We start from the raw sequence: 19,441 nt of genomic DNA on the forward strand, positions 1-19,441 counted from the left end.
ACCGCTACGCCACTGCTGTGAGATGTCACCCCGCGCGGCGGTGCCGGGTCAGAATCCGAGCGCCTCGAGGAAAGGGTTGACGAACACGCGTCGGGGGTCGAGATCGGCCCGGAGCGTCGCGACGTCGTCCCAGCGCTCGTAGCGCGAGCGGATGACGTCGGCCGGCATCGTGAACACCTTGCCCCAGTGCGGCCGTGGTGCGAACGGAGCCAGGGCCTCCTCGATCGCGGGGAGGAGCGCCTCCACCGCCGGCTGGTCCGGGCGCCACGTGAAGTGCAGGCCGACGGTTTCCCGGCCCTGCGCGCCGCTCAGCCAGAGCTCGTCCGCGGCGATCGTCCGCACCTCGTTGACGAACAGCAGCGGGGCGATGCGGTCCGCGAGCGGCCGGAGAGCGCGGATCGCGTCCGCCGCGTCCGAGCGCGCCACGAAGTACTCCGTCTGCAGCTCCTCGCCCTGGGAGGGCGTGAACTCGAGGCGGAAGTGGGCCAGCCGGTCGAGCCAGGGGCCGGGGACACCGCCCTGCACGGTGCAGCTCTCGGCGGACACGCCCGGGAGCGGGTGGCGCGGGCCGGAGGCCGGCAGCGCACCCAGGAGTCGTTCTGGGGCGGGCGCCGCATCCGTGCGGGCCTTGACCCACACCTGGTCGACGAGGGCCGGATCACGCCAGGTGGTGAACAGGCTCACGCTGTACCCGAGCGACGTGACGGCGGTGAGGTCCGCGAGCACGTCGTCCCAGGCGACCCGCTCGTAGACCGTCTGTGCGACCTCGTAGGTCGGCTCGATGTCGAGCTCGACATCGAGGACCACCCCGAGCGCGCCCAGCGAGACCACTGCGCCCTCGAAGCCGGGCTCGCCGCGCCGCAGCATCCGGATGTCGCCGGACGCGGTGAGGATCTCGAGCCCCGAGACCGAGCCTGCCAGAGACCGGTTGCGGTCTCCCGAGCCGTGCGTGCCCGTCGCGATCGCGCCGGCGACCGAGATGTGCGGCAGCGAGGCCAGGTTGCCGAGGGCCCAGCCCACGTTCTGGAGGGCACCCGCGACCTCGCCGTAGCGCATGCCCCCCGACACGCGCGCGATGCGCCGGTCCTCATCGATGTCCACGTGGGCGGGGAGGTCCGCGGTCGAGACGAGCAGCCCCGCCGTGTCCGTGATGCGGTTGAACGAATGCCGGCTGCCGAGCACCCGCACCGCGGGGGCCGCACGCACGAGGTCGCGCAGCTCCGCCCGGGAGGCGGGGTGGGCGACCTCGTCCGCCGAGTACGAGATGTTGCCCGCCCAGTTGCGTTCGGTCATGTCTCGTCCTTCGCTGGTCCGGGAACGAATCGGGGCACCCATCGCACGAATGCCGCTGCGCCGAGGATACCTATCGCCCCCATCGCGGCGGTCGCGACCGACAGGGAGACGGCGGCGGCGAGGCCCGACACGATCAGCGGCGCAAGAGCTCCGCCCGCATCCGTCAGGGTGCGCCACGAGCCGAGGAACGCGGCGGGGTCGTTCCGGGGTGCACTGTCGGCGCCGAGCGTGAGGAGGATGCCGCTGGAGAGCCCGTTGCCGACGCCGAGGACGGCGGCGAACATCGCGAACCACATGCTCGCGGAGTCCACGTCGTGCGTGAGTGAGAGGGCGAGGAACCCGCCGCCCATGAGGATCATGGCCGGAAGCGCCGCCCACAGGCGGCCGAACCGGTCCATCACCTGTCCGCTCGCGTAGAACAGCGCGAAGTCGATCGCCCCGGAGATCCCCACGACGAGCGCGATGGTCTGCGCATCCAGCCCGAGCGACAGGCCCCAGATCGGCAGCACCACCTGACGGGCGGAGCGGACCGCGGACAGGGATGCGGCGGCCAGCCCGAGGCGCGACAGCACCGATCGATAGCGCCACATCGTCCGGAACACCCCGGCGCGTTCGGACGTCGGGATGGAACCGGTGACGGGCTCGCCGCTGTCCTCGTGCGCCGACTCGTCCGCCGCGGCTCCCGACGGCACCCGGCCGGCGGCGGGTCCGCGGGCGGGGGACGGCACGGCGCTCTCCGGGTCCGGGCCCAGCAGCACGAGCAGGATCGTCGCGACGAGGCAGCCGAGGAAGAACCACACCGCCGACCGCTCGTCGCCGACGATCGCCAGGAGGGCGGCCGCCACGAAGGGGCCGAGGAACATGCCGAAGCGGAACGACCCGCCGAGCAGGGCCAGCGAGCGGGCGCGGAACGACAGCGGAACGCGCGTGGTCATGAACGAGTGCCGCGCCAGACCGAAGATCGCCGCGCAGAACCCCACCACGAAGACGGCGAGGGCGAGGACGGCGGTGGAGGGGGCGACGAGCATCGTTCCGGCGCCGACGAGTCCGAGCGCGCCTCCGATCGCCATCGTGATCCGCTCGCCGAAGCGGCCGACGGTCCATCCGGCGGGGATGTTGCCGCACAACTGCCCGACCACGAGGAAGGAGGCGATCAGCGCGGCCTGGGCGATGTCGGCGCCGAGCTGCGCGGCCAGCACGGGGATGAGCGGGATCACGGCGCCCTCGCCGAGCGCGAAGAGCACGGTCGGGCCGTAGATCATGGGCGCGAATCTCAGAAGGACGGAACCCGCGCGGTCGGACATGAGTATCCACGTTAGTCTGAAGTGTCATGCTCGAGCTCGATCTGTCTGCCGACATCCAGGCCCTCCGTTCCACCTTCGCCGATATTCAGGCCGTGGTGGATGTCGACGCGCTGCGCGCCGACATCGCCCGACTGAGCGAGGAGGCCGGCGTGCCCGACCTCTGGGACGACCCGGCACGCGCGCAGAAAGTGACCAGTGCGCTCAGCCACCGGCAGTCCGAGCTCGCTCGGATCGTCGGGATCGACAGTCGTCTCGACGACCTCGAGGTGCTGATCGAGATGGCGAACGAGATGGATGACGAGGAGTCTGCGGACGAGGCCCGCAAGGAACTCGCCCAGCTCACCGACATGATCGGCCAGCTCGAGGTGCAGACGCTGCTCGACGGCGAGTACGACGCGCGGCCGGCGGTCATCACCATCCGTGCGGGTGCGGGCGGCGTGGACGCGGCGGACTTCGCCGAGATGCTGCTGCGCATGTACCTGCGGTGGGCGGAGAAGCACAACTACTCCACGACCGTGATGGACACGAGCTACGCGGAGGAGGCGGGCATCAAGTCCGCGACCTTCGAGATCGACGCGCCTTACGCCTTCGGCACGCTGTCGGTCGAGGCCGGCACCCATCGTCTCGTGCGGATGAGCCCGTTCGGTTCTGCGGGAAAGCGGCAGACGTCGTTCGCGGCCGTCGAGGTCATCCCGCTCATGGAGGAGGCCGTCCAGGTCGACATCCCCGAGAACGACATCCGCGTCGACGTGTTCCGCTCGTCCGGTCCCGGCGGGCAGTCCGTCAACACGACGGACTCTGCCGTCCGCCTCACCCACCTGCCGACCGGCATCGTCGTGTCGATGCAGAACGAGAAGAGCCAGATCCAGAACCGCGCGGCGGCCATGCGCGTGCTCCAGTCCCGTCTGCTGCTGCTCCAGAAGGAGCAGGAGGCGGCGACCAAGAAGGAGCTCGCGGGGACGATCACCGCGAGCTGGGGCGACCAGATGCGCTCGTACGTGCTCGCCCCGTACCAGATGGTCAAGGACCTCCGGACGGACTACGAAGTCAACAACCCGTCCGCGGTGTTCGACGGCGATCTCGACGGTTTCATCGCCGCCGGCATCAAGTGGCGCAAGCGCAAGATCGAGGACTGAACCGCGCAGCGCGCCGGATGCGGTGCCACCGGGTGTCGTGCCCGATATCCCGCATCCGCGCGCTTAGGCTGTCACAGCCATGATCCGGTTCGAGAACGTCACCAAGCGGTATCGCGGCACCTCCAGACCAGCTCTGCAGAACGTGAGCTTCGAGGTGCAACGCGGCGAGTTCGTCTTCCTCGTTGGGGCGTCCGGGTCGGGGAAATCCTCGTGCCTGCGACTGGTCCTGCGCGAGGACATCCCGAGTGAGGGACGCGTGGTCGTGCTCGGCCGCGACCTGCGCAGCGTGCCGAACCGCAAGGTGCCCTACTTCCGCCGCCACGTCGGCTCGGTGTTCCAGGACTTCCGGCTGCTGCCGACGAAGACGGTGTTCCAGAACGTCGCCTTCACCCTGCAGGTCATCGGCTCCTCCCGCGGCTTCATCCAGCAGGCCGTGCCCGAGGCGCTGGCGCTCGTCGGCCTCGACGGCAAGGAGCGGCGGCTGCCGCACGAACTCTCCGGCGGGGAGCAGCAGCGCGTGGCGATCGCCCGCGCGCTGGTGAACCGCCCGCAGGTGCTGCTCGCCGACGAGCCCACCGGCAACCTCGACCCGGCCACCTCGGTGGACATCATGCAGTTGCTCGCGCGTATCAACGCGGGCGGCACGACCGTGGTCATGGCCACGCACGAGGCCGGCTTCGTCGACCAGATGCAGCGACGGGTGATCGAACTCTCGAACGGCGAGATCGTCCGTGACGAGCAGCACGGCGGCTACGGCGACACGTCCGCCATCCCGCGCCTGGTCCCGGAGGCGGAGAAGGGCGCGGCTGCGGTCGCGGCCCTGACCGCCGTGCTGGAGCTGCACCGGGAGATCTCGGAGACGGGGCAGATCGAACCGATCACCCTCGATGCCGCGGTCGCGGCGACGGAACAGGCCGCCGAGCCGGCGCTGCACGACACGGTCGCCCGCGCCACCGAGAACGCGGAGGCCGCGGCCGCCGCTGCTCTCGCGGAGAAGCTGCCGTCCGAACCGAAGCCGACGACGCGCCCCGTGCCGGTCGCCGACATCGCCGAGGTGGAGGTCACCGAGCTCGGTCTCGCCGACCGGCTGGGACTCGGCGACGGTGACGACGAAGTGGGGCCCACGCGATGAGGTTCGGTTTGATTCTGGGCGAGGCGCTCAGCGGCCTGCGGCGCAATGCCTCGATGGTGATCTCCGTCGTGCTCGTGACGTTCGTGTCGTTGACGTTCGTCGGCGCCGCGATCCTCATGCAGATGCAGATCGGCAAGATGAAGGACTTCTGGGTGGACCGCGCCCAGGTCGCCGTGTACATGTGCGCGAGCGTGTCGACCACGCCCACGTGTTCCGACGGCGTCGCGACCGAGGAGCAGATCGACGAGATCTCCGCGGAGCTCGACGGGCCCACGCTCTCGCCGCTCATCCGCGACTACACGTTCGAGACGAGCGACGAGGCGTACGCGAAGGCGATCCAGCAGCTCGGCGCCGAGTACGAGAACATCATCACCCCCGATCAGATCAACGCGACGTTCTCGATCAACCTCGTCGACCAGAGCCAGTCGGATGTGATCGCCGAGGCCTTCAGTGGCAAGGCGGGAGTCGAGGAGGTGCGGGACCAGATGCAGTATCTGGAGCCGTTGTTCTCCGCGCTGACCGTGGCCACGTACATCGCGGTCGGGATCGCCGGGCTCATGCTCGTGGCCGCTGTGCTGCTGATCGCGACGACGATCCGGCTCTCCGCGTTCGCGCGCCGGAAGGAGATCGGGATCATGCGCCTGGTGGGGGCGTCGAACCGGTTCATCCAGACCCCGTTCATCCTGGAAGGTGTGTTCGCGGCCTTCATCGGATCGGTGCTGGCCAGCGTCGGGGTGTGGAGCTTCGTCGAGTTCGGCGTCGAAGGCTATCTGCGGTCGAGGATCGGTTTCGTCACGACCTGGGTCGGGTATGCCGATCTGGCGTTGGTGATCCCGGTGATCATCGTGATCGGCGTGGTGCTGGCGGCCCTGTCGGCCGGCTTCGCCATCCGTCGCTGGTTGCGCGCCTGAGCGCGTCGCCGGTCTGTTGCTAGACTGACGGGCTGCCGTGCGCCCGCACGGTCGAATGAGGAGACAGCCATGCCCAGGGAACGCGGAGAGAAGGTCATCGCGACCAACCGCCGCGCGCGTCACGACTACACCGTCGAGAAGACGTACGAGGCCGGCCTCGTGCTCACCGGCACGGAGGTCAAGTCGTTGCGCCAGGGACGGGCGAACCTGACCGACGGGTACGCGTACATCGACGGGGGAGAGGCGTATCTCGACGCCGTGCACATCCCGGAGTACTCGCAGGGCCACTGGACCAACCACGCTGCCAAGCGCACCCGCAAGCTGCTGCTGCACAAGGACGAGATCGTGAAGATCTCGCACGCGGTGTCGGCGGGCGGCTACACGCTCGTGCCGCTGAAGCTGTACTTCCTCGACGGCCGGGCGAAGGTCGAGATCGGCGTCGCCAAGGGTAAGCGCGAGTTCGACAAGCGCCAGACGCTCCGCGAGCGGCAGGACAAGCGCGAGGCCGAACGGGCGATGCGCACCAAGAACCGCCTCGGCGACTGATCGGATCTCGCCGAGCGACCCGGATCCAGCCGAGCGACCCGGATCTCGCCGAGCGGATCCGCCGATCGATCATCTCCCCGGACGGGGACCCGTGTCGTCATCCAATCGCGGCGTGAGCCACGCGCGCATCGCCGCGTTACCGCCGGGCTGCCAGGTGCGATGGGGATCGATCCAGCCGGGTGGTCGCACCCAGGGCAGTCCCGCCCGCATCTCGATCTGCCATCCGCCGGTGTCGATCGTGCGGTGATGATGCCAGCACAGCGGCACACCGTTGTCGGTGTGCGTGGGTCCGCCGCGGGCGTGGGGGACGACGTGATGGATCTCGCACCACGGCGCCGGCACGTGGCATCCGGGGATGACGCACTCGCCGTCGCGGACCATGATCGCCCGACGCTGGTGGGCGTTGAAGATGCGCTGGACGGTGCCGAGCTCGACGATCCGCCCCTCGCTGTCGAGCACGAGGCGTTGCACCGCACCGGCACACCCGATGTGGCGGGCGACGGATGCGGAGACGGCGGCGGCATCCTGAGCGCCACCCTGCAGGAAGGCGAGCCCGGACGGATCGTCGAGCTGATCCGGTGTGACGGTTACGACAAGCGTCGGGGCGCCACCGCCGAGGCGCGGCGCGCCGTCGGAGGATGCGGCGACCGAGAGGATGCCGGCCAGGGCGTCATGTCTTCTCTGCGCGGGGGGTGCGCTGCTCCAGGTCATCGTGCACCGGCGGCGCGTCATCCGGAGCATCGGGCACGAAGTGCGGCCCCTGCTCATCGACCCTCGGGTTCAGGTAGGCGTCCAGAAGCCGCTGGAGCTGCGCGGCGACCTCGGGCATCAGGACCCCGCGGATCGGGACCGTGCCGTGCCGCGGCCGGCCGAGGGTCAGCCCTCGCTCACGGCGGCCGCGGTCGTCATCGCGGAGCGGGCCGTCGGGGTCCAGGAACAGGGCCCAGGTCTGTGCCATGATCCGCACCCCGTCGGCCGGTTCACCCGCGGTGGCAGCATCGACCAGTTCCCGTTCGGCGGAACGGATGCCGTCCGCACCCGTGAGCGAGGCGAGGATGCTCCCGCGGTCGAGCACCGGGGCGAGCGGCTCGATGATCGCCGCGGCGGCCTCGATGCCGAGGGTCCCCGACGTCACCGCCTCCCGCACGGCCGGGAACGCGCCGGGCAGGAGCTCTCCGGTGAGCGAATACCCCGGTCGCAGGCGCTCCGCCAGGCGGAGGCGGGAGCGCGCGACCTGTCCGGACACGCATCCGATCCGCTCGATGAGCTCGGCGGGTGAGTGGCATCCCGATCGGGCCGAGAGCCGCTCCGGTCCCAACGTGGCACGCGAACGTTCGGCCACCTCGCCGGTGGCGAGGACGCGGAGCCCGTCGACGGCGCGGCCGAGTTCTTCCGCGACGCGCAGCAGTGCGAGCAGCTCGGCATCCGGCATGGCGGCGAGCCGCTCCGGTGCCACGATCGACGTCACGGCCTCGCGCAGCCGTTCGCCCACCTCGGAGAGGGGGAGGGGCGGTGCTGACGTCGTCGTCATACCGCTATTCTCGCGGGGGCCTCCGACATCGATCCGGCATCGATCGCCCGCTCGGCCCGCCCGGGCGGGAACGCGTCAACGGGCGAGGAACCGTGCTTCAACGGACGCCGATACCGTGATGTCCTCGGGCCGGAGGTCCATGCCGCTCTCGGCTCCGCCCACCGCCATGGCGCGCAGCATCCGCGGGGCTGCCGGCGGGGAGTCGGGGGAGAGGAGTCCCGTGTCAGCGACGGCGAGAGGCACGACCGTGTGGAGCCCGAGGGCCGCGGCGTACGCCGTCGCGCGCTCGACGGCATCGCGCACCGCGGCTGCAGAGACGCGGTCACGTGCGGCCGCGGCGGTTGTGTCGCTGAGCTCCCAGGCGACCCCGTCCACCTGGGTGCCGTCGCGCCGGGCGAGGTCGTCGACCCACGCGGAGAGCGCGGCCGGGTCGGTGAACGTCGCGGTGATCTCCACACTGGCATGCTGCACGGGAGCGAGCCGGGCGCCGTCCGGACCCCAGGGCCGCTCGGTCCAGACGTTCGCCCGCGAACTCGTCCAGCGCAGCAGCGCCCCCGCGCTCTGCCGGGAGTCGAGGTCTGCACGCACCGGCGTGGCCAGGGCTGCGAGCTGCTCCACGACGGTCCCGCGATCACGGCCCTCGACGTGCACGGTGACGCGCACGACGCCCTGCTCGGCGGGGATCCGCTCTTCATGCTCGCCGCGGACGGTGACGGTGACATCGCTCATGCCGCGACTCTACGCGGAACGACCGGGTGCCGCCCTTCAGCGGAGGTCGACGCTCAGTCCTCGAAGATCTTCCCGGCGGGCGTGCGCTTCTCGGACTGGAAGGCGTCCTCGGTCCGACCGAGAGCCCAGTAGGCGGAGAGCGATAGGTCGCTGCGTTCGACGCCGCGGGCGGTGAGGATCGGGCGCAGTGACTTCATCGCGCCCCGCTCGCCGTGTGCGAAGACCTGGACACGGCCCGACGGCCACTCCAGCGCTTCCACCGCCGCGACGAGGTTCTTCCCGGGCTGGTCGTGGTCCTCATCGATCCAGGTCACCGTTCCGGCCACCGGCATCCCGATGCGGTGTTCCGGGGAACGGGCCTCCAGCAGCACCGTCGCGGACGTGCCCGCGGGCAGGGACTCGAGGGCGGCCGCGATCGCCGGGACGGCGGACTCGTCGCCGATCAGGATCCGGTGGTCGGCGCTGAGGTCGGGGGAGTACCCCGCGCCCGGTGAAGACATCGTGAGGGAGTCGCCCGGCTTCGCCGCTGCAGCCCAGGGTCCGGCGACGCCGGTGTCGCCGTGGACGACGAAGTCGATGTCCAGGAGGCTACGCTCCCGGTCGACCCGCCGGATCGTGTAGGTCCGCACGGTGGGCAGCTGCTCGAACGGCACCTGGTCGCGCAGGGCGGCCAGGTCGTACGGGGGCTGGAGCGTGCTGCTCGCGGGCGGGAAGAACAGCTTGGAGTATTGGTCCGTCTCCGGGCGTTCCGGGATCAGCGACACCTGCTCGCCGCCGAGGCTGACGCGCACCAGGCCGGGCGACAGCCAGGTCGTCGCGACGACCTCGAGGGTGAGCTGGACGGAGGGCCGGCGAACGCGCGTAGGAGAAGGAGTCATCCCGCTGATCGTATCGGGACCGCTGCGGAGGACCTCATCCGTGTCCTACGGATGCGGTCAGGCGGAGGATGCAGGGATCGCAACGTTCGCCGCACGGGAGCCCGAGTCGGCCGGGGCGAGCGCGGAATAGCGGCGGAGCGGCATCCGTTGTAGTCTGTGATGCTCGGGTGCTTCGGTATCCGAGGTGACAATTCCACAGCGTGACAGTGGCCCTCCACGCGAGGCTCATGGGGATGATCGGTTTCGACATCGCTTGTGACTCTGCGAGAAGCGGGCCGAGGATGCAGGGTTATCTCGTAAACGCTCCCTGCAAAACCATAAGTGCCGAAACCAAGCGCACTGACTTCGCTCTCGCTGCTTAAGCGAGCCCGATAGTCCGTCAGACCGTGTGTGATCCCGCCACGGACCCTGGCGTCATCTAGGGATCTTGCTGAGTGACGGCGTCTGGACGTCACTCGGGACTCTTTCCAGGCTGGGCTTGTCGACTTAGGTGTCTGTGACAAAGGTCGGAGCCGAGCAGAACGTCTGCACAGACTGCGCCCGGAGAATGCGCCGTATTTCAGCGATGGACGGGGGTTCGATTCCCCCCATCTCCACCAATTGCCACTGTTGCGAGGCTGAAGCCCCGCGATCCCTTTGTGAACACTGGGATCGCGGGGCTTTGCTCTGTCCGCCGAGAGACAGTCGCTCGGCGGAAGCTGACTGTGCCGGAGACAACGAAGGCCGACGCGCGATCCGTATCCGGGTATCGCCCGTTGAGGGTCGACGTGGGCAGCGGGTCTCAGGGCGTTGTTGCGACGATGTCGGCGCGGGCACCTAGTGTCGAGGCGTGCAGCAGCTGTTCGATCTCGCTTTCGCGCGTCTGGACCGTGCGAAAGAGAAGCGTGTTGAGTTTGGTCGCATGTGGGAAACATACATTAGTGACCACCCGTGGGAAATCGACCTGACGGTCATCAGTGAGACCGAGTTCGAGTTCTTCGCTGTCCAACGCGCGCCGGCGCCGGCCGCTCTGTCGCTCGTCTTTAGCGAATGGCTCGCGACTATCCGCGCGGCGCTCGATAACGGCTTCTACGCGTGGGTTGCTGCGGTCACACGACAGAATCCTCCCGCGCAGGCGGAAAGACTCCAATACCCGATCTGCGCCACGTCGTCCGACTTCAAGAGGCAGAGGAGTCGGCTGACGTCGGTGCCGCAGGAGATTGTGGACATGGTCGAGAAGGCGCAGCCGTACCAGTCGCCATTGGGACCAGAAAGCAACCTCTTCTACTGGGTCAACGAGCTCGCGCGTACAGACCGACACCGCACACCACACATCGGAATCGGCCGTATCGCAACACACAAAGTCCGTATCAAGGTTCCGGAAGGTGTAACCGCGAGGTTCGACCCGTCGGTGCAGCCGTTTCAAGCTATTGACGACCGTATTGTGCTTTGCCGGTTCACAACTAGTACACCGCTTCGCCGCTCGGACCTGTATGGCAGCGACTTTCGCGGCGTCGGCATCGACCCCGAGATCCGTGCATGGGCGGGCTTCAACATGGGCGGCAGGCGCCAGTCGCTTCGGGATCGGATGGTCTACGCCGAGATATTCACCAGGCGAGACCTCGAAAGTATGGCAGCGCATAGCGGGTGCAAACCCCCCGAGGGGTTTCAGCTAATTGATCCGGCATCGCCGCCTCTTGAGTAACTCGATGCTGACAGCGACTGGCGGGACGCAGCCTCATCCCGGCGCGAGGGGGCGAACCAATCGGGGGCTCGCAAGGTGGTGGCTCAGCGTACGCGTGCCCGCCCGACCTCAGCCGCCGCCAGCATCCCGGCCGATACGAAGGTCGCGATGCCGATGCCCGGCTGGAGCACCGTGGCGACGACCACCATGCCGACACCGCACCACAACGCGACGAATGACCACCGGCGCATCGTGAAGGCACCGACCGCTCCAATAATCAGGCTCACGGTGCTCAAGATAATGCTGGGCAGCACCGTCGCGGCCCACAGGCCCCATCCCGTCTCGCCGGCGGGTCGGGGACCGGAGTAGAAGGTTGCGGCGTAGTACGTCCACCAGCCGATCCACCCAATCGGGGTCGCAGCCAGAACCAGAAACACGACGGAGCGACCGCGCGACGGCGCCGCAATCGCAACGAGGAGCCCGGCAACCACGAGCAGAGCAGACATCCCACCGAGCACCACTGCCACACCGACATAGCCGATGCCGTCGGCGCACAGCCACGTGCCGTCCGGACCCCACTCTCCACCGATGCCCCACGAACAGTTGTAGTGAAGTACCTCGCGCACGAGATCGAGCACGCCCCCGCCGAACGCGAGTGCCAGAAGCCCGCCGGTCACGATGGCGAGCGCCGATCCCGGGCCGCCGCGCACGCTCCGGACCTCCGCCGCACTCGGGCGCGTGTCATCCGTGGAAGGGCCCGTCACGTTGCCGACGCTATCGCGCGTCCGGGCTCTGCGTCGCGCTCGTAAGCCGGTCCTTCATCGTTCGTGATTGGGGATTAGTTGCTCAGGAATAGGACGCTGATGAGGAGCGCGATGATGAAGGTGCTGAACGCGAACCCGATGTAGGTCTGTCCGGTGACGACGGAGCGTGCCCGAGTGGTCAGGATGCTGACGTCTGAGGACGAAAAGGTGGTCGCGAGCTGCGCAGCGAGGTAGTAGTAGTCGGCGAACACTTCTTGGTCGCCAAGCTCCCCTGGGAACGCAAGGGATGGTTCCTGGGTGTTCAGGCGGGCGTAATGCACCGCGTAAGCAGTGACGGTCACCAGCCATGCTGTGATGACAACGGCGAAGCTCAGCGCGTTGGCGAGCGGACTGTCGAGAAGTCCGGGGAGTACCAGGACGAGGGCGACGGCGAGCACTGCCAGGATTGCCCATTGGGCGGCGGTGGCTGGGATTGCGAGACTGCGGCTTTGTGTATTCGTCGCGGTGAGCCAGTTGCGAAGAGTTGCCGCATCCGCCTTGCCGAAGGTGGTGTGGGTGAGGATCAAGAATCCCAGGGAGTACGCGATCCAGAACACGAAGGTGGTGAGCGCGACTGTGTCGGGCGTGAAATGTAGCGGTGCGATCAGGGCGTACCCGATCAGTGCGAGCACGGCGACGGCGGCCGCGAGGCCGAGCGAGACCACGTTGCGCAATCCCTCATGCGCCATCCGGGGGATGAGAGGTCGGTCCGACGACATGACCGAATCGTAGTGGCCGCCGCGCTCACGCGAACCAACGGGTGCAGCAGCGTCCGAAAGTCGGTCGCTCAGCGGGCGGACTTGCGCCGCGCCGTCGTTGTCTAGGAACTGCAGTGGCGCCTATCTTGCATAACATGTTAGCTTGTGACGCATGGTCGTTCCGGTCGGCGCTCAACTGCGCAAGGGCGTCGCCGAGTACTGCATCCTCGGCCTGCTCGCACGTGAGCAGATGTACGGCTGGCAGCTGTCCGAGGCGCTCTCGAAGCCCGGCCTCATCGCGAGCATCGGAACGCTCTACCCGATCCTTTCGCGCCTGCGGGAACGGGGTTTGATCGCTTCGTTCGAACAGGACACGGGATCCGGACCGGTGCGCAAGTACTACCGGCTTACCGGTCAGGGCGAATCGGAGCTAGAGAGATTTCGGGAGCAGTGGGGCCCGTTCGTTGCCGCGGTCACGGAGATCGTGGGAGAGGTTGGAGACGATGAACACTGACCGCCCGGCCGACGTCGACCGCTACCTTCAGCGACTCGATGCCGCGCTAACGGACGTTCCCTCGCACACTGCCGACGAGATTCGCCAAGGCATCATCGAAGAACTCTCATCACTGGACGCGGAAGCGGCCAGAGAGCGTATCGAGCAACTCGGAGATCCGGAGTTCATCGCTGCCGAAGCCCGCAGCGGCGCGCCCGAGATTACCCGACGGCGTAAGTCCGGGTTGGAATCACGCCCATACATCATCGTTGCGAGCCTGGCAGTCGCCGTCGGCATCTACATCGTGCCCGTCTTCGGCGCCGTGGCTGGGTTCGTCATGGTGTGGGTCTCGGCGGCATGGCGACGGTGGGAGAAGATGGTCGCCACCCTCACGCCCCTTCTCGCAGGCTTCCTCACCGCGACGTTCTTCGTTCTCACTCGCATTCCCAGTGGAGACGGCGGCAGTTCGCTCGTGCCCGGATTCGGGGTACCCGCTGCTGAAGACTTCGGGCTTCCCTGGTACGCGTGGTATTTCACGCCGATCGTGGCAGTCAACGCGTTGTTCGTCGTCTCCATCGCGAACCTCGCCGTCGGAATCTGGCTGCTCGTCCGTGCGCTCCGGCGCTCCTGAGGCTAGGCCGGCGTTCGAAGAGCGGTCCCCGTACGGCACATCTCGATTCAGGGCCGGACCCTGAATTCGCCGGTCGCGCTGGCGCAGCTGCCACTGCCAACGCCCTCACAGAACGAGTAGTCCCAGTTCTCGATTCCCGCGTAGGCCTGACCGTGCGGAAAGTCCGCAGGCAGAACCAGCATTGCAGCGAAGGAGCCGTCGAACTGATCATCGCTCGTAGTTTGCGTAAGTACGACCGCCGAGCCAGTGTGGGCCGCCGTCACAATCCATCCACCATCGGGAAGCGGGTCGTCGCAGCTGGTGTCCGATTCGAGCGTGATCGTGTCGCCGGGAGAGGCCACGGCTGGGCTGATCGTGATCCTTGGAACGCAACCGGCAGGCGGAGGTGGACTCATGTAGCAGCCACTCATTGTCATCGCTGCCACGGTGAGGACGAGCGCGACGGTTCGGCGCCAACAGTGCATGACATCAAGATACGGTGCGACCGGTCGTCGAACACTGCCGCATCGAGTGAGTAGCGGGACTTGACCGCGCTACACACCTGACCGAATGCCGGTCCGCGAACGGGCAACCTGAGACGGTCTGCTGAGCGCTCAGGAACCAGCAGCGCTCGTTCGATCGTGTCTCCGCGTCCGCAGGCACCATCGCCTGGCTCGCCGACTGATGCTAGCCCTCGAGCAGCGCTGCGAGCGCAGCCAGGTCGCGCTCCAGGCTGTGCTGAACCTCGTCAGACATTCCCTTTGCCAGCTGCGCTTCGCCTGGCCCGTCAAGCCATGCAGACAGTGTGACCTCGGTACCGTCGAGCCCTTCCACCGCCTCGTGGTGCACGGTCAACTCCGCCCCATCGAGTTCGGTGGTGTCGGCATAGACAAAGCCCGGCCCCACCGTCGTGATGCGGAACGGCGACTCTTGACCACCGACCGCTTTCAGGACTCCGCGGGCGCCCACGCCGAAGGGCTCTGACAGCTTGAAGTACTCCATGCTCGGCGCCCACTCGGGGTGTGTTTCGATAGCGCACCAGCGCTCGAAGAACAGCGAAGCCGAGGCACTAGACGTGCGGCGGGTTCGGGCAATCTCGATCACGAATCGAGGCTAGCGCCAATCGTGACAGTGAAGCGGCTGAGCTCTTTGGCCGCTCTCATCCGGTCGTTGGTCTCGGTTGAGGGTAGCTCTACGTGCGAGGCGGTTCGCTATTCGTCGAGCGCTGCTGTGAGCAGCTGGATCGCCTTGGGCCCGACTCCGTGGAGTGTTTCCAGATGCGTAACGCCGACTCTCCGGACGTCGTCCAAGTTCAGCACTCCAGCCTCGGCGAGCGCCCTGATAGCGGGTGCGCCGATGCGAGGAAGCGGGTGTTCATTCATGCCGTGCACGATACCTTCCGATCCAGACCGGGCGTCAGCTGGTCCTTTGATGCACGCGCGCGCAGCCAGAATGGCGCCCTGCAGCCGCACCGCCCGCGAGCCGGTGCTCGCCGCGCGCGGCCGTTCGTACAAGACGACGGTGACCGTGCTGCCGAGCGCATGCTCGCGCAAGACCCGCACGGACGAATGCTCGATGAGCGGCCGCCAACTACAGCACCCGTCCCCGCCCGCCGATGAAGGTGCGAACGCCCAGCGCGATGAGATCGATACCTTCCGACAGGCGAAGGTCGGGGAGTGAGGGGCAGTCCCGACGAAGAAGACGATGTCCTCGCGGCCGACGCTCGCGATCGCAGCGAGGACATGAGAGATGAGATGGTCGTGGACGACTTGCTCGGAGGTGACCCCGAATCTCCTCTCGACTTCAGCTCGTTCGTCCTCCTCACGCACACCGGCCGTAGGGTGCTGGCGCTAGTAACTGCGCTTCGGCATCCCGGCGTCAGCCGTGCCCGCACTCTTCGACGCGTGCCTCGCGTCTCTCCGGCCTCAATACGGCGTCATCGGCGACGTGACGAAGTCGACGGTGGCGAAGGGGAACGGCCAGATGTACGTGCCGGAATCCCCGATCCCGTACAGCGGGATCAGGCCGAACCAGACCTGCGCGATGACGACGGAGACAGCTGCGACCAGAACCACCGCGACCGATGTGCGGTCGAGGATGCGGATGGCGGCATCCTCGTCGCCGGCCCGGCGCAACACCCGTCGCAGGGCGAACATCACCATCCCCGCGAAGACGAGCAGCATCAGCGGACTCGGGCGCAGCGACAAGCTGACGCATGACGGCGCAATGTCGGTGAGATCTCCGTTGGCGTCGAGGAATCCACCGTCTCCGGTGATTCCGCCTGCGCACCCTCCCTTGCTGCCTGCGAGGAACACGCAATAGAGCACGCCGGCCACGACGGTGATGGAGATCAGGCGCCGGATCCGCGCGATCACCGCAGCGCCAGGAAGGGTCACGCCAGGGGCAGCGACGGCGACGTCATGAGGAACGCTCATGCGCCGAGGCTAGGGGGAGCGGGAGCCGTGTGTCGAGCACGCGCACGGTGGACCTGCCGGATACGGGCGCCCGACCCCGGCTCGAGGGTTCTCGACGTCCGCAGCACTGGATCTCCGCTCACGAACGGCCAGTGCTACGTTGGGCGCATTCCAGCGGGGAAGCGAGAGACGCGATGATCGACGCGGTGACGTCCTTCTTGCAGGTCCTGCTCTCCGCCTCGAGCGTGATCGGCGCTTCGGGCGCCGGCTCGGCGACGATGTGGGCTGTTGTCCTGGCGACTGCCGTCGTCATCGTCCTGTTGCATGCCCTGGGTTCGTCCCGCTCGGTGAGTGCCTCCTTGGTCCGCCCGGGGAGAGCCATCGATGTGTCGGTGGCACTCGCGCAGAGTGATCCGGATGCCGCGGGGCATCCGCGCTCGCGCGCTCCGGGGATCGCGGCTGCGGCCGCGTAACGCTCCGACGCTCCTCCACCCGTCCCCATGGGGGCGGGGTCTGTGTTCGTCGATGTCTGCGTGGCCGTTCCGCGACCAGCTCACACATCAACGGACGGACATCATGGACCTCTTCTCCCTTCCCCCGATCTCGGCCACCCTCGACGCGGCACATGCGCTGCTGATGGGGGTGGCATCGCTGATGCAACCCCTCACGGGCGGCGCATCCGCGGCCATCGCCGTCGTGATGCTCACCCTCCTCATCCGGGCCATTCTGATACCCACCGGGATCGCCCAAGCCAAAGCCGAACAAACACGCGCACGGCTGGCGCCCAAGCTGAAGGTCCTGCAGCGCAGACACAAGAACGACCGCGAACGCCTGCAACGCGAGACGATGAAGCTCTACGCCGACGAGAATGCGTCCCCGTTCGCCGGATGCCTGCCCGTGCTGATTCAAGCGCCGGTCGTCGGCATCATCTATGCGCTGTTCCTTCACACAGTCATCGCCGGCCACCCGAACGAGCTGCTCGCCGAACAGCTCTTCGGCGTTCCGCTCGGAGCGACCCTCGTCGGTTCCATCGGAAGCGGCGCCTGGATGTGGCCTGCCTTCGCGGTCTTCGGTGTCGTGATCGTCCTGATCGTGGCTGTCGCCGAGATCACCCGTCGGGTCCTGCGGCTCGCACCCGCTGCCGCACCATCGACGCCGGGCGGCGAAGGGATGCTCCGCGTGGCGGGCCTGTTGCAGTTCGGCACGGCGGTCGCAGCCGTGTTCGTTCCCCTCGCCGCTGGTCTGTACCTGCTGGTCACGGTGACGTGGACGCTCGTGCAGAGACTGATTCTGCGACGGAGGTTTCCCGCCGAGCCCTCCCGTGCGTTCCCCACGTCTTAATGTCCTCTCCGGTCCTCGGCGCAGGCCACTCTCCGTTGCGGTCGAGGCACCGGCAACACGCAGCGCGGGCGCCTCACAGGCTGCGGATGACGCACCCGAGATAATGGAGCATGTCCTCTACCGTCGCACCATCCAATCCGTCCGCCTGGGCCGCGTTCTGGGTCGCGCTGGCCGGCCTCGTGCTGATGCCCATCCCGCTGTTCATCGGGCTGATCCTCGGTGGCGGCCTCTCGATCGTCGCCGCGATCCTCGCCGTGATCGCCCTCCTGAAGGGCCTCGCGCGCAGCGGCAAGGGCATCGCGCCCGTCGTCTTCGCCGCGATCTTCATCGCGCTCACCTGGGGTGGCATCTCGATCGGCGGCGGCACCATCTGGTAAAGCGGGGCTTCGGGACCGGGTGCCCGGGCAGGAGCGCGACTCCGCGGTCTCAGGTGTCGGCCAGATGGCGCACCTCGTAGACCACCCCCACCGTTCCGAGATCCGAACTGTCGACGGAGACCAGCGACAGCCTGCGGGGTCGCGGGAGGTCTCCGAAGAGACGCTTGCCGCTGCCGAGGAGCAGTGGATGGATGAACAGCTGCAGCCTGTCGACCAGGTCCCGTTCCAGCAGTTCCCGACAGAGCATCCCACTGCCCAGGATGACGATCTCGCCCGCGATCGCGCGCGTGAGCTCCGGGACGCTGTCCGCCACCGGACCGCTCAGGGTCCGCGTGCCCGACCACGCGGCATCCATGCGGGACCGGGAGACCACGTACTTCGGCGTGCGGTTCAGATGCGCGGCCATCGGATCGTCGTCGGGCTGATGCGGCCAGAACGCCGCCATCCGCTCGAACGTCCGACGACCGAAAAGATACGCGGCGGTGGCGGAGAAGCCGCCGGGCGGCAGTAGCCGACCGACGCCCGCGGCGTATTCCGCGCCCCAGCCACCCCTGGTGAAACCTCCGTCGGTATCCTCTTCCGCCGAGCCGAGTCCTTGCATCACGCCGTCGACCGTCAGAAACTCGACCATGGTCACTGTGCCCATCGTTGCCTCCTTCGCGGTCGACGGTACGGCGGTCCGACCTCCCGTTCTTGAACGAATCGGCGGGACCGGTCCATGAGGACGTCCGCGCCGGTGATCTTCCCGCACACCGTTCCCGCGGCACTGCGACCGTTCGTGGTCGGCATCGTCGGGTTCGACGAGACCGCCACGGAGGGGCGGTTCCGCGTTCAGCCGGCCGGCACGCTCCTCGTGCTGGAGATGTCGTTCACCGGGCCGCTGCACATCCTCGGCATCGGCGACGAGCCGGCCGGGCACCAGACCCACCATGCGTTCCTGTCCGGGTTCACCCCGACACCCGTGCGCACGGCGTTCTTCGGCCGACACGCGTCCGTCCAGGTCTACCTGACGCCCTCGGGCGCTTCCCGGCTCTTCCGGCGCTCGGGTCGGGACCTCGCCGGGAACGTCACGCCGCTGCGTGAGCTCGAACCGGAACTCGCCCGAGGACTGCCCGAGAAGCTGGCACGGACCTCGGATTGGCGGGAGCGTTTCGCGCTCGTGGACGCCGCGCTCCTGCGGCTCGGCGCCGAGGCCGGTCCCGTCGATCCGCTCGTGGAGTGGATGTGGACCCGGCTCATCGCGACCGGGGGACGCGAGGCGATCTCCGAGCTCGCCCTGCGCTCCGGCTGGAGCGCAAGGCGGGTGCGGGAGCGTTTCACCGCCGCGGCCGGGGTGTCGCCGAAAGAGGCGGCGGGGGTGATCCGGTTCGAGCACTTCCACCGGGAGCTGGGCAGCGCGCCGTTGGCCGAACTCGCCGACCGGCACGGGTACGCGGACCAGAGTCACCTCACCCGGGACGTCCGCCGGTACGCCGGTGAATCTCCCTCGGTGCTGGCGCAGGCGAAACGTCCGACGCCTGCCACGGCGCTGGAGGTCGGATCGGGTCGCTGAGTGTCCGAGACCCAGCCGGGCCGGCTCCCG

Annotated in this window: 23 protein-coding genes and 1 other RNA gene; 12 read left to right on the forward strand and 12 right to left on the reverse strand. The window is 68.1% G+C overall.

Annotated features, from left to right (window positions below):
• Positions 1-48 precede the first annotated feature (48 nt).
• Entirely contained in the window at positions 49-1,293 is a 1,245-nt protein-coding gene (locus tag F6J84_RS06005; protein ID WP_150972192.1) for an FAD-binding protein, read from the reverse strand.
• Positions 1,290-2,597, reverse strand: a complete 1,308-nt coding sequence (locus F6J84_RS06010) for an MFS transporter (RefSeq protein ID WP_150972195.1) — start codon at positions 2,595-2,597, stop codon at positions 1,290-1,292. Before F6J84_RS06010 ends, F6J84_RS06005 begins: the two co-directional genes overlap by 4 nt.
• Positions 2,598-2,623: 26 nt before the next feature.
• Between F6J84_RS06010 and prfB the strand changes: the two genes are divergently transcribed.
• The 4 genes from prfB (at position 2,624) to smpB (ending at position 6,322) form a co-directional block, all read left to right on the forward strand.
• On the forward strand, positions 2,624-3,733 hold the full coding sequence (prfB, locus tag F6J84_RS06015) for a peptide chain release factor 2 (protein ID WP_150892206.1): 1,110 nt from the start codon (positions 2,624-2,626) through the stop codon (positions 3,731-3,733).
• Between the two features lie 79 nt (positions 3,734-3,812).
• A complete protein-coding gene (gene ftsE, locus F6J84_RS06020; protein WP_150972197.1) occupies positions 3,813-4,865 on the forward strand; it encodes a cell division ATP-binding protein FtsE in 1,053 nt (350 codons plus the stop codon).
• On the forward strand, positions 4,862-5,776 hold the full coding sequence (gene ftsX, locus F6J84_RS06025; protein ID WP_150892208.1) for a permease-like cell division protein FtsX: 915 nt from the start codon (positions 4,862-4,864) through the stop codon (positions 5,774-5,776). The genes ftsE and ftsX overlap by 4 nt, the downstream gene beginning before the upstream one ends.
• A gap of 69 nt (positions 5,777-5,845) precedes the next feature.
• The gene (smpB, locus tag F6J84_RS06030) at positions 5,846-6,322 is read left to right on the forward strand and encodes an SsrA-binding protein SmpB (RefSeq protein WP_150892209.1); all 477 of its coding nucleotides are present in this window, start codon (positions 5,846-5,848) and stop codon (positions 6,320-6,322) included.
• Positions 6,323-6,391: 69 nt separating this feature from the next.
• On the opposite strand, the gene F6J84_RS15770 is transcribed toward smpB, so the two are convergent.
• From F6J84_RS15770 to F6J84_RS06050, 4 genes are all read right to left on the reverse strand, one after another.
• A complete protein-coding gene (locus F6J84_RS15770; RefSeq protein WP_191905766.1) occupies positions 6,392-7,033 on the reverse strand; it encodes an HNH endonuclease signature motif containing protein in 642 nt (213 codons plus the stop codon).
• Positions 6,993-7,853 (reverse strand): DUF222 domain-containing protein, encoded by an 861-nt coding sequence (locus F6J84_RS06040; protein WP_150972201.1) that lies wholly within the window; start codon positions 7,851-7,853, stop codon positions 6,993-6,995. The genes F6J84_RS15770 and F6J84_RS06040 overlap by 41 nt, the downstream gene beginning before the upstream one ends.
• A gap of 75 nt (positions 7,854-7,928) precedes the next feature.
• Complete coding sequence (locus F6J84_RS06045; protein WP_150972203.1) at positions 7,929-8,582, reverse strand: SIMPL domain-containing protein; 654 nt, start codon at positions 8,580-8,582, stop codon at positions 7,929-7,931.
• 53 nt (positions 8,583-8,635) lie between these two features.
• Positions 8,636-9,460, reverse strand: coding sequence for a siderophore-interacting protein (locus F6J84_RS06050; RefSeq protein ID WP_150972205.1), 825 nt, complete (start codon positions 9,458-9,460; stop codon positions 8,636-8,638).
• A gap of 229 nt (positions 9,461-9,689) precedes the next feature.
• Between F6J84_RS06050 and ssrA the strand changes: the two genes are divergently transcribed.
• Both ssrA and F6J84_RS06060 read left to right on the forward strand, forming a co-directional pair.
• Positions 9,690-10,059: a transfer-messenger RNA gene (gene ssrA / locus F6J84_RS06055) on the forward strand.
• A 230-nt stretch (positions 10,060-10,289) separates the two neighbouring features.
• The gene (locus tag F6J84_RS06060; RefSeq protein ID WP_150972207.1) at positions 10,290-11,144 is read left to right on the forward strand and encodes a hypothetical protein; all 855 of its coding nucleotides are present in this window, start codon (positions 10,290-10,292) and stop codon (positions 11,142-11,144) included.
• A gap of 83 nt (positions 11,145-11,227) precedes the next feature.
• Here the strand turns inward: F6J84_RS06060 and F6J84_RS06065 are convergent, their stop codons facing one another.
• Together F6J84_RS06065 and F6J84_RS06070 are read right to left on the reverse strand one after the other, a co-directional pair.
• A complete protein-coding gene (locus tag F6J84_RS06065; RefSeq protein WP_150972209.1) occupies positions 11,228-11,833 on the reverse strand; it encodes a hypothetical protein in 606 nt (201 codons plus the stop codon).
• Positions 11,834-11,961: 128 nt separating this feature from the next.
• Positions 11,962-12,645, reverse strand: coding sequence for a DUF1345 domain-containing protein (locus F6J84_RS06070; RefSeq protein WP_150972211.1), 684 nt, complete (start codon positions 12,643-12,645; stop codon positions 11,962-11,964).
• Positions 12,646-12,796: 151 nt separating this feature from the next.
• Here F6J84_RS06070 and F6J84_RS06075 point away from each other — a divergent pair, with 151 nt between their 5' ends.
• On the forward strand, positions 12,797-13,138 hold the full coding sequence (locus F6J84_RS06075) for a PadR family transcriptional regulator (RefSeq protein ID WP_150972213.1): 342 nt from the start codon (positions 12,797-12,799) through the stop codon (positions 13,136-13,138).
• Positions 13,128-13,748 carry an HAAS signaling domain-containing protein gene (locus tag F6J84_RS06080; protein WP_150972215.1) on the forward strand — a complete coding sequence of 207 codons (621 nt, stop codon included), beginning with the start codon at positions 13,128-13,130 and terminating at the stop codon, positions 13,746-13,748. The genes F6J84_RS06075 and F6J84_RS06080 overlap by 11 nt, the downstream gene beginning before the upstream one ends.
• Positions 13,749-14,414: 666 nt before the next feature.
• Here F6J84_RS06080 and F6J84_RS06085 read toward each other — a convergent pair.
• The 3 genes from F6J84_RS06085 to F6J84_RS06095 all read right to left on the reverse strand — a co-directional run bounded on the left by F6J84_RS06085 (position 14,415) and on the right by F6J84_RS06095 (position 16,162).
• Positions 14,415-14,831: an SRPBCC family protein gene (locus tag F6J84_RS06085; RefSeq protein WP_150972218.1), complete on the reverse strand. Its 417-nt coding sequence runs from the start codon at positions 14,829-14,831 to the stop codon at positions 14,415-14,417.
• Positions 14,832-14,938: 107 nt separating this feature from the next.
• Complete coding sequence (locus tag F6J84_RS15600; RefSeq protein WP_202980476.1) at positions 14,939-15,289, reverse strand: helix-hairpin-helix domain-containing protein; 351 nt, start codon at positions 15,287-15,289, stop codon at positions 14,939-14,941.
• Positions 15,290-15,652: 363 nt separating this feature from the next.
• Positions 15,653-16,162: a hypothetical protein gene (locus F6J84_RS06095; protein ID WP_150972220.1), complete on the reverse strand. Its 510-nt coding sequence runs from the start codon at positions 16,160-16,162 to the stop codon at positions 15,653-15,655.
• Positions 16,163-16,347: 185 nt separating this feature from the next.
• Between F6J84_RS06095 and F6J84_RS06100 the strand changes: the two genes are divergently transcribed.
• From F6J84_RS06100 to F6J84_RS06110, 3 genes are all read left to right on the forward strand, one after another.
• Positions 16,348-16,614 carry a DUF6412 domain-containing protein gene (locus F6J84_RS06100; RefSeq protein WP_150972222.1) on the forward strand — a complete coding sequence of 89 codons (267 nt, stop codon included), beginning with the start codon at positions 16,348-16,350 and terminating at the stop codon, positions 16,612-16,614.
• 103 nt (positions 16,615-16,717) lie between these two features.
• On the forward strand, positions 16,718-17,482 hold the full coding sequence (locus F6J84_RS06105) for a YidC/Oxa1 family membrane protein insertase (RefSeq protein WP_150972224.1): 765 nt from the start codon (positions 16,718-16,720) through the stop codon (positions 17,480-17,482).
• A 110-nt stretch (positions 17,483-17,592) separates the two neighbouring features.
• Entirely contained in the window at positions 17,593-17,859 is a 267-nt protein-coding gene (locus tag F6J84_RS06110) for a hypothetical protein (RefSeq protein ID WP_150972226.1), read from the forward strand.
• A gap of 49 nt (positions 17,860-17,908) precedes the next feature.
• On the opposite strand, the gene F6J84_RS06115 is transcribed toward F6J84_RS06110, so the two are convergent.
• Positions 17,909-18,505, reverse strand: a complete 597-nt coding sequence (locus F6J84_RS06115; protein WP_150972228.1) for a dihydrofolate reductase family protein — start codon at positions 18,503-18,505, stop codon at positions 17,909-17,911.
• A gap of 72 nt (positions 18,506-18,577) precedes the next feature.
• Here F6J84_RS06115 and F6J84_RS06120 point away from each other — a divergent pair, with 72 nt between their 5' ends.
• Positions 18,578-19,411 (forward strand): helix-turn-helix domain-containing protein, encoded by an 834-nt coding sequence (locus F6J84_RS06120; protein WP_150972230.1) that lies wholly within the window; start codon positions 18,578-18,580, stop codon positions 19,409-19,411.
• Positions 19,412-19,441: the final 30 nt, after the last annotated feature.

Origin of the sequence: Microbacterium caowuchunii (assembly GCF_008727755.1) — a bacterium.
In the GTDB taxonomy this organism is placed as follows: domain Bacteria; phylum Actinomycetota; class Actinomycetes; order Actinomycetales; family Microbacteriaceae; genus Microbacterium; species Microbacterium caowuchunii.